Origin of the sequence: Halolamina pelagica, assembly GCF_900115675.1 — an archaeon.
GTDB lineage: Archaea > Halobacteriota > Halobacteria > Halobacteriales > Haloferacaceae > Halolamina > Halolamina pelagica.
Map to the genome: position 1 here is coordinate 26,450 of NZ_FOXI01000019.1, position 8,670 is coordinate 35,119.

Here is an 8,670-nt window from a genome sequence, read left to right on the forward strand (position 1 = left end):
GAGCCGGGTGGTGATTGTATACCGCATGAATGGGTGAATATTCCCGCATATGCCGGCCCTATCGGTCCGCCAGCGGGGCAGCAGCGTCTTCGATACCTTCCATCGCGTCCTCAAGATACTCTACCCCGACAGTGGTTAGTTGAAGGTTCTTGTAGGCCCGTTCACCGTCGCGATTTGTCCGCGTGATGTCGTCCCAGTCATCACCGAAAGCTTTCGACAGCCGTTTCCCGAACTTTGCCATCACGCCACTGTCGTCGAAGTCACGCGGTTCGCGGTCGTGATCGAGCATGAATTCATTGAACGCAGTACGCACATCTGTGCGCTTCACAGCCTCGCCTTCCCGGAACTGGAGGCACTTGCTGACGAACACCGCGACTGGCCGCCGCTCAACGTCTGGCGTGTCGTCTTCGTCGTAACCAGCGTTGACAGTGAGCCGTGTCGGCACCTCGTCGTCCCATCGACGGCCTTCGGAAAGCGGTGTCCGCAGCTCCTCGTTTCGACCGAGCGAGAGATCGACCATCTCGTGGCCGCAGTCCTCGCAGGTCAGGTCGGCGAGGTTCTCCGCGCGATCGAGCGCCTCCGACCCGCACTCCTCACACTCCTCGGTCGGCGTGAGATAGTCCACACGCGCCTGCCAGCCGTTATCGTCGCGACTCTCGGTGAAGTGGTGGTGTGAGGGGCCGGCAAAGTCCACCGGACCGAGGAACTCAATCCCGCGTTCATCGATCGCGGGCTGGACCATCCCGACGATACTTGCCTCGCCGGGTTTCGGCGTCAGTGTGTTGTAGAAACTCCCCCACTTGTCGTTCGCGGTCCACTCGAAGACGTCCTTGACCGTGTCGCGGTTCGTGTTGTAGACGACGTACCGGTTGAACAGCTCCCGGATCGGCTTTAGGAGGTCGGACAGGTACTGCGTGTCGCAGGACAAATGCACGCCGCTGTGGCGGTTCTCACGGAACAGTTCGGTCAGCATGTGTCCGATCGCCTCTTGGAGTGCCGCCGCCCGGGCGTCGAAGGACTGCCGGCGGTTGTGCGGTGCGACCTTCCACATCTCTCGCATCAACAGCACGGCTTCAGCGATTCCGTAGCGCTGCTCGCGCTGTTTCACTATCGTCTCGGCAAGGTGGCCGACCGCGATGAACTGTGCGATCTCGTCGTCGATGAACGCCTGTGAGAAAACGGTTATCGTCTCCGTGTCGGCGAATATATCGCCCCAGTCGAGCGTGTAGTCGTCTTCCTGCGTCCGGATGAAGCCGTGCTGCTGGAGGTCACTCAGCGTCGAGACGATCGGCTTCTGCTTCATGTCGCTCAGCTCCTCTCGCGAGCGCACCTCTTCGGCGAGATCGGCGAGCGTCCAGTCGTCTTTCCGGTTGTTTACGTCCGTGTACGCACTCCGGATGATGCTCTCCTGTTCTGGCGTGAGCTTCGTCGCCATGATCGAGATGAGCAGCCGCTTGCTGATCTTCGATGCCGGGATGGTGAACGGGCGGACTGTGAACTCCTCGGCGTCGGTGTCGAAGGGGAGTTCCTGTTGGGTGAGTCCCGGCGTCAGGGGAACGAGAATCTCCAACTCGGGATAGGTCTCCGGGCCGCGGTCAGGATCCTCAGCGAAGGAGGGTGGGGCGTCCTGATCCTCACGACTGTTCCGCATCGTCGCGTCGTGCTGCGGGATGTCGTAGACCCAGTTCTCACCGTCCCGGAGGCCGACGAAGTCGAGCAGTTTGAAGTCGCGTCCTTCGGTGTAGTTCTGCAGGTAGTACGCCTCCCCCTCCGTCTCGACGCCCGCTGACTTCCCCTGCCCGGTACCGCCGGTGTGAATGTTCTTCAGCGCACCCGAGAGCAGGCTGATCGCCTCGACGGTGTCGCCGAGGTCCTGCTCGGCGTCCTGAATGTGCTCGCCGATCTTCGTGTCGAACATCGTTGCATCGACGCGCGACCGAAGTTCGGTGCGGATGATCTCCTCCTCTTCGGCGATCGCGGTGCAAGAGCGGAACGCCGCACCGATGATCTGCCGTGCCGTTGCTTCGCCCACCTCAAACCCGTCACCGACTTCGGTGAGTTTCGCCCGGCCGGCGATCCGGTCACCAGCTTCGGGCGAGACGGCGGCAACGTAGGTGTTCGGCTGTTCGAAAAACTGCGTGAGTGCATCGAAAGACCAGTCGCGATGGTCGCCGACGACGCCGTCGTAGTCCTCTGGCGACGAGGTGCCCTCGCCAACGAGCCGCGGGAGCAGTGTATCGCGCAGTTGTTTCGCGATGTAGTGGTAGTGCTTCCGCTCACCGCGCTGGAGTGCCCGCGCACAGAGGCGGATTGACTCCCGAACATCCTCGTTGCGGTCCCAGTAGTCCTCACGCTGCTGCTGGGACTGCGTGTGTTCGATGAAGGACTTGCTGTCTGTCGTGTCGTCGGTACTCATGTATGGAAAATCGGGTTAGTCGCTCGGTTGTTCAGCTGGCTGTGCATCGGCTTCTGGTGCATCCGCCGGCACCTCGTCCGTCGTCAACACCGCGATCAGGTCGCGGAGGTCGGCCTCCACGTCGGCAATCAGCCCCGCAAACTCCTGCTGGGCGTCGAGGAGCACGAGCGGCTGGCCGCTGTGGCTGGCCTTGAACTCGCGGATGCCGTCGTCGATGTCCGAGTCGTTCCGGACCTCGATCGGGAGCTTTCCCTCCTTCAACGGGCAGTTGTGTGCGAACTTCCCGCTGCAGGTGCAGACCGGTTTCTCGCGAAGTGCGTCCTGATAGCGGGTACTCAGGAACTCCTCCTCGTCCTCGGTATCGGCGTCGCGGAACTCGCGGTAGAGCTGGAACTGCTCTTTCTGCTGCTGGATGTGGTCGAGCAGGAAATCCTGGTAGGCGTTCTCCCGTCCGACGCGTTCGATCTTCGGCGTGATCTCGGTAAGGCGTCGGTTGGCGTACCGCTTCGTCGAAAGGCTGACCTGCGAGGAGGCCCGCCGGAACTGCCGCTCGACCTGGTCCAGCAGCGCCTCGAACCGCTCGTGCATCATCGTGCCCACCCTCCAAAGCCGGAATCAGCGAACCAGACGGCCCACACGGCGGCGACGACACCGGCACCACCGAGGAGGACGAAATACCACACGCCGGTCGTGAGTAGGTAGTACGTCGAGAGGCCGCCGATGAGTAGCAGGAACACCTGTTTGTACCGTTACGTTGAGGAAACCCTTCGCTGCACTCGGCCTCAGTACCGCTACGAGGATGGCCAGCGCGACCGCGGCGCCGACGGTTGTGTAGATCATCAGCGCACCCCCGCGACGCGCCGGACGATCCGCGTGCCGGCGCCCCACAGCAGTAGCGTGACGATACCGACCGCAACGAGGAGCAGGCTGAGTGTCACCCACGATCCGGAGGTCTGCATCCAGATGAGCAGCGCCAGGGCCAGCGCGCCGATGAGCAGGATGCCTCGGCCACCCGGCGAGAACTCAAGCGCCATCAGGCATCTCCGTCGTCGTCATCGTCGCCGAATAGTCCCGTGACATCGTTGACGAGATTATCGACGCCGTGGAGGGCGTCGTTGACCGCCGTGTCCAGCTGCCCAGTGATCGAACTCCCCTCACGGTAGCGAACCTGCGGCGGGTCGCCACTCGTTGAGAGCAGGAACGTCCGGTCAAGGTGATCGGCTTTCGTGTAGGTGCAGACGCCGTCGGTGCCGCCGTCACAGTCCGGGACGGGGACCCAATTCGCTTCCGCGTCAGTGCCGGTGTTGGTGTCATACTGGATGGTGGTTGCATTACTCGGGACAGAGTCGGTTTGGTTGTCTGCCAGTTCGCTCGCGGCGATGTAGTGCCAATCAGCGCCGTTCGGCGTCAGTGACGGGAGTGAAAAGCCAGTCACGTTGGCCACCATATCGCCGATGGTCGACCGGCCGCTCGCGATCGAGCCCCGTGTCGCCGAGATCGGGAACACAGCCTCGGTCGGCCCGTCGAGCGTGACCGTCACCGCCGTGTGGTTGCGGTCCTGCGTCGGCTCGAGGTCAGCTGGGAGGTCGGCGTTACTGGCTTCGAGGCCCTGTTTGAGTTGGGGCGCGACGTACGCTTTCGGGACGTAGAACCGCACCGTCCGGGCGAGATCCTCGTTGTAGTCGATTCGGAGGAATACGCGGCCACTACTGCGAGTGAGCCAGTCGTTGAGGCCGGCGTCGTCGGCGTCATCGGCGACGGTGAGGCTCATGTTGAGGCCGTACACCCCACCCGTGACGTGGCTCTGGTTGCGGAACTCCGCGATCGCGCCGTCGGTCGCGAGTTCGTGGTCGGTGTCGGCTTCGTACACCGACTCTTGGGCAGCAGCCATCGACGCCGGCGCGACCGCCGCAAGGACGAGCACGACCACGAATGCGAGGTCTGCAGACCGAGTCATAGGCGCATGAAGTTCATGTACCAGATGTCCATCGCGGCTTCGCGGACGGTGCGGCTGACGGCGAGCGTGACGATGATCCCAACGACAGCCATCACGATGTACGAACTCGTCACCGCGGTCGCGTAGTAGATCGCGAATCCGCCGATGACGAGCACGAGCAGTTTCCAAAGCACACGGCCGAGTGACCCGGAGAGCATCCCTCGGACTGCGCGGGCAAGTGACCGCGGGATGGGGATCAACATCTTACATCACCGCCCCGAAGACGAGTCGGAGCACGCCGACCCCAGCCAGGCCGAGCGAGAACAGTGCGATCGGGATGCCGACCACGAAGCCGACCGCCGAAGAAAGCATCATGGCGACGATGATGACCGCGTTCACGGCGATCTGCGTGACTGGGTCCTTCGCCCAGATAGCCTTGCGTGCGTACCCGACGCCGGTCTTGGCCCACTCTTTCGGACTCGGCAGACCGAGGCCCGTATCGATGCTTGCGGACACTACTCTTCACCTCCGTTCCCCCGGGTTCGGCGGCCGAGGATAGCCGTTCGTGCGGCCTGCTGTTCGGCGTACGATGCGATCCTGGTAGTGTGGTCAGTCATTAGTGAGTCCCTCCGGTGGCTCGACGTAGCCGCTGTATTCGGCCGCCAGTCGTGTGGTGTAGGCGACCGTCACGTCACGATCCTCGGCGACGGACTCCTCAACGAAGAGATCAAGCTCGTCGTGTGCAGCATCGCTCGCGTAGCCCGAGAGCGTCACCGACTTGTCGACCGGAAGGTCTGTGGTATTGACCATCCGGGCGTTCTGGAACGAGTCGTTTGAGACATCGGCGACGAGGTACTGGGTTGCGTTGCCATCGTCGCGGACGTGTGTGGTCTCGATGACGTTCCACGCCGATTCGTTGCCGCCGAAGCGGGCGTTGGTGTAGTCCTCAATCGACTCGTTGTGAGTGTTGAACGCCTGTTGAAGATCGGCGCGGTCGGCCAGTGCCTTCTCTCGATCCTCGTCAGTATCCGAGAGTGGGTCGAAGTTGCTGGCCCACCAGCGCGTCTTATCCAGTGTCGCCATCGCGGCTGCTGACCAGTCGATGCCATCCTCGTCAGTATCATCGAGGAAGTCACCGAGGACGCCACTGTCGTCTTGGGCCGCGACAGTTGCCGGCGCTGCACCAACGACACCGATAGTCAAGACTGCGGCGAGTAGGAGGCTCGCCGACCTGGTAGTATTCATAAACGCCCGTGTGAGGAGTCGAACCCCACTGCTCCGAACGGGCGGGTACTCTCTTGGGGAAGCACCGTGTAGGGGGTTTGAACAGCAGTTAATCAGTCGTTTTACGCTTCGAGTTCGTCAGCCACGAAGTCCGGGTTACCGTTGTAGTCAACACCGGCGCCAAGTGCAGTCGTCCAGACGGTCGTGCCGGACGCATCGTACTGGTCAGCGGTGAGCATGCTCCGGGCGTTCATGAACCCGAGCATCTCGTCGCCGACAGTCGTCACGTCCAGCGTTGCCGACGTCTGTCCGTCGTCGAGCAGCGCGTCGGGGTTGTGGATCGTCATGGTCTGGCCGTCCGAGGAGATCGTGGCGTAGGTGTCCTCGGTCGTGTCGAGCCACTCGTGATCCTCGTTGGCGGTCTGGTAGTAGACCGGGACGTACTGGCTGTCGTCGCCGATGGTGAGCTGCGTGTAGCTCGACCAGACGAGGTCGCCGGCGCTGGCGTCCTCGGTCGACGCCGCGTAGGCGTCAGTCAGGTTGCTGTTGAGGGTGTCCAGCTGGACTTCGGTCGTGTTCTGGGTGACCGTCGTCGAGTCAGTCGAGAGGACCGTCCCGACATCCTCGTCCTCGCTGTCGGAGTCGCTGAAGACGTTCAGGCTCGACAGCGAGAAGCCACCGAAGAAGCCGGCGTCGGTGTCCTCACTCTCGGGGTTCTCGCTGGCGATGAGCGCGCGGTCCTCAGTGTTGCTGTACGTGTAGCTGATGTTGGTGGTGTCCGGGCTCACTGCCTCGGTGTTGTTCGTGAACGTGACGTTCAGCGTCACGGACTCACCGGCGCCGACCTCGAGGCCGGAGTAGTCCGACCCGTCGTCAGCCAGCGAAACGTTGTAGTACCAGAGGTCGAGCGTGCCGTCCGTGCCGGAGTCGACCGCGCTGTAGTTCTCCGGCGTCGCCTCGTAGATCGTCTCGCCGCCCTGCGTGATCTCGACCTTCGAGTTCGGACTGTCAGCTTCCCATGCGATCAGGGAGTCAGTTGTCGCGTTGTACGCCTGCGTGCCTGCGTCGTTGAGCTCTGTCGTCGTTGTGGTGTTGGTCGTCTCGGTGTCGACCGTCGGCGCCGCCGCAAGGGCGCCGCCGGCCGCTGCGACCAGCATGATCGCGACGAGCAGGAGGCTCTTCGCTTGTGAAGTTGGGAATTCCATCAGTTGCTGAAGGAAGTCAGTTGGTTCGCACACGATACGCTCGCCGTTGCGGGGGAGGTGGCACGGGCGGTGGCCGGTCGCGATCCGCCCGCGCATGGATTAGGTGTATCATTGCTCTGAGAGACTGCCAACGTTGCCGACGCCGACGGCCATCATCGTGTCGACGAGCGTTGCGTTGATCGAGATCCCGACGGTCCCACGGCGCCACCAGTCCGGTCGCGATCGCATCGTCCACGGGTTTGTGACCGCCCCCGGCGCAAGGGACGCTTCCAGTCCATTATCGAGCCAGCTGTCGAACACGGTCCCGAGATCGTCCACGTCGAAGAACTCGCCGGGCTGGCCGGCTGCCGTGTACTGGTGCCACGGTTCGATCACTCGGAGCTGCGGATGCGTCCCGTCGACGAGCGCGATCTCCGTTCCCGGCACTCGGCCGGCGATCCAGTGATAGATCGACGCGATCACCTGTTGGACCTCGCCCTCGTCGTCGAAGAACACGTAGACCGGTTCGTGGTCGCCGTAGTGACTGTCGAGATTCCCCAGCCAGCCGTCCTGGTGGGAGTAACTCGCCCAGTAAACCGCGACGCTCGTCTCTCGCTCCGCCGACCGGGCAACCCAGCCGTAGAGGCCGATGAGCTTCTCCTCTGCCGCGGCGGGCATGACCAGCTCTGGCCGGTAGCGGTCCAGCGTCGACGGCTCGTACGCGAGCGTGACGTGCTCGGGCTGGGCGTCGAAGTGTTTCCCCAGTGCATTCGCCGAGAACACGGTGCCGCCGACCGCCACCACGCCAGCCGCCTGGAGAAACTCACGCCGACGCATGATCAGCCCCCCGCCGTGCTGACCACTCGTGCAAGGAACCCGCCCGCCGCCTCGGCGGCGGCCTCGTAGTACGTCTGGCGCTGCTGCGCCGGGTCAGTCATCGCCTCGGACTGGCTCGTCTCGGGGTGGGTCCCGCCGGCGAGGTTCGTGGCGTTGAACATCCCGTGGCCGGCCTCGGCAGTCGCGAGATGTGGCGCCGGCTCGGCACTCTTCGTGACTGCGTCATGCACCTCGGCTGGCGAAATATCGGCGAGCGAATCACCGCCCATGACGCCCGCCAGCGTGTCGTTGATCGCCATCGCTCGAGCGATCCCGCCGGCGACGATCGGCGTCGCCATCGACGTGCCCGACAGCGACGTGTTCGTGAGACTGCCGCCGGTCGTCGGCGTTCGGGCGACGATCTGCATCCCCGGTGCGACAACATCGATCGGCTCGGCGTTCGTCACGTTGCCGTCCGCCGCCTGCGAGCCGGCGTACTGGCTGAAGTACGCACTCCACGCTTCCTGCGGTCCGGAGCCGTTCGTCGCCCCGACCGTGATCACGCCCGGCGCGTCGGCCGGTGTGGCCACGCCCGGCGAACGGGTCTGCCGAGAGTTGCCCGCGGCGACGACGACCACTGAGCCCGCGTTCTGGGCGTACGTGACGGCGTCGACAACTGGCTGAGAGCGGAGTTTCGCCCCCAGGCTCAGGCTGATCACGTCCGCATCGTGATCGGCCGCATACCGAATTGCATCCGCGATGTTGGCCGTCGAGCCGCCCCCATCGTCAGCCAGGGCCTTCACGACGAGCAGCTGGGAGTCAGGTGCAACACCGTCGTGGACGGTGCCCGACGCGTTGGCGGCGATGCTGGCGGCCGTCCACGTCCCGTGCCCATTCCCGTCTTCGATCGCGTCCCAGCCGGCCTCGGCAACCGTCTCGTTCGTCATGATGTTCTTTGAGGCGTTGCTGATCCGTATCGGCGAGCCGACCGAGCCGTTACCGAACACGCGCCCGTCGGCCGTGTTCGCGCCCGTGTCGACGACCGCGACCGTCTGGCCCGACGAATCTGCCGAGATATCGCCGACAGACTCGCG

At 63.8% G+C, this 8,670-nt stretch carries 11 protein-coding genes; all 11 read right to left on the reverse strand.

Translation table 11 applies throughout. The annotated features are described in order from the left end of the window. Positions 1 to 58: 58 nt before the first annotated feature. A complete protein-coding gene (locus BMZ83_RS14865) occupies positions 59 to 2,416 on the reverse strand; it encodes a hypothetical protein (RefSeq protein ID WP_074880431.1) in 2,358 nt (785 codons plus the stop codon). Positions 2,417 to 2,431: 15 nt separating this feature from the next. Then, positions 2,432 to 3,007, reverse strand: a complete 576-nt coding sequence (locus BMZ83_RS14870; protein ID WP_143077003.1) for a hypothetical protein — start codon at positions 3,005 to 3,007, stop codon at positions 2,432 to 2,434. Then, positions 3,004 to 3,153, reverse strand: a complete 150-nt coding sequence (locus BMZ83_RS17005; RefSeq protein ID WP_166623304.1) for a hypothetical protein — start codon at positions 3,151 to 3,153, stop codon at positions 3,004 to 3,006. Before BMZ83_RS17005 ends, BMZ83_RS14870 begins: the two co-directional genes overlap by 4 nt. A 102-nt stretch (positions 3,154 to 3,255) precedes the next feature. Beyond that, positions 3,256 to 3,450, reverse strand: a complete 195-nt coding sequence (locus BMZ83_RS14875) for a hypothetical protein (RefSeq protein ID WP_074880435.1) — start codon at positions 3,448 to 3,450, stop codon at positions 3,256 to 3,258. After that, positions 3,450 to 4,373: a hypothetical protein gene (locus BMZ83_RS14880; RefSeq protein ID WP_143077004.1), complete on the reverse strand. Its 924-nt coding sequence runs from the start codon at positions 4,371 to 4,373 to the stop codon at positions 3,450 to 3,452. The genes BMZ83_RS14875 and BMZ83_RS14880 overlap by 1 nt, the downstream gene beginning before the upstream one ends. Then, entirely contained in the window at positions 4,370 to 4,546 is a 177-nt protein-coding gene (locus BMZ83_RS14885; RefSeq protein ID WP_177191578.1) for a hypothetical protein, read from the reverse strand. Before BMZ83_RS14885 ends, BMZ83_RS14880 begins: the two co-directional genes overlap by 4 nt. 70 nt (positions 4,547 to 4,616) lie before the next feature. Further along, entirely contained in the window at positions 4,617 to 4,868 is a 252-nt protein-coding gene (locus BMZ83_RS14890; protein ID WP_074880445.1) for a hypothetical protein, read from the reverse strand. Positions 4,869 to 4,961: 93 nt separating this feature from the next. Next, positions 4,962 to 5,597, reverse strand: a complete 636-nt coding sequence (locus tag BMZ83_RS14895; protein ID WP_143077005.1) for a hypothetical protein — start codon at positions 5,595 to 5,597, stop codon at positions 4,962 to 4,964. A 101-nt stretch (positions 5,598 to 5,698) separates the two neighbouring features. After that, positions 5,699 to 6,781, reverse strand: coding sequence for a hypothetical protein (locus BMZ83_RS14900; protein ID WP_143077006.1), 1,083 nt, complete (start codon positions 6,779 to 6,781; stop codon positions 5,699 to 5,701). A 108-nt stretch (positions 6,782 to 6,889) separates the two neighbouring features. Beyond that, positions 6,890 to 7,597, reverse strand: a complete 708-nt coding sequence (locus tag BMZ83_RS14905; protein ID WP_074880454.1) for a hypothetical protein — start codon at positions 7,595 to 7,597, stop codon at positions 6,890 to 6,892. A 2-nt stretch (positions 7,598 to 7,599) separates the two neighbouring features. Beyond that, positions 7,600 to 8,670: S8 family serine peptidase (locus tag BMZ83_RS14910; protein WP_177191579.1), on the reverse strand; the 1,071-nt coding region annotated here is incomplete at its 5' end.

What these genes read in the sequence shown, in the direction of transcription:
- BMZ83_RS14905 (WP_074880454.1), bottom strand. Translation starts at nt 7,597, where the DNA reads ATGCGTCGGCGTGAGTTTCTCCAGGCGGCTGGCGTGGTGGCGGTCGGC.
- BMZ83_RS14895 (WP_143077005.1), bottom strand. Translation starts at nt 5,597, where the DNA reads ATGAATACTACCAGGTCGGCGAGCCTCCTACTCGCCGCAGTCTTGACT.
- BMZ83_RS14880 (WP_143077004.1), bottom strand. Translation starts at nt 4,373, where the DNA reads ATGACTCGGTCTGCAGACCTCGCATTCGTGGTCGTGCTCGTCCTTGCG.
- BMZ83_RS14870 (WP_143077003.1), bottom strand. Translation starts at nt 3,007, where the DNA reads ATGATGCACGAGCGGTTCGAGGCGCTGCTGGACCAGGTCGAGCGGCAG.
- BMZ83_RS14875 (WP_074880435.1), bottom strand. Translation starts at nt 3,450, where the DNA reads ATGGCGCTTGAGTTCTCGCCGGGTGGCCGAGGCATCCTGCTCATCGGC.
- BMZ83_RS14865 (WP_074880431.1), bottom strand. Translation starts at nt 2,416, where the DNA reads ATGAGTACCGACGACACGACAGACAGCAAGTCCTTCATCGAACACACG.
- BMZ83_RS14900 (WP_143077006.1), bottom strand. Translation starts at nt 6,781, where the DNA reads ATGGAATTCCCAACTTCACAAGCGAAGAGCCTCCTGCTCGTCGCGATC.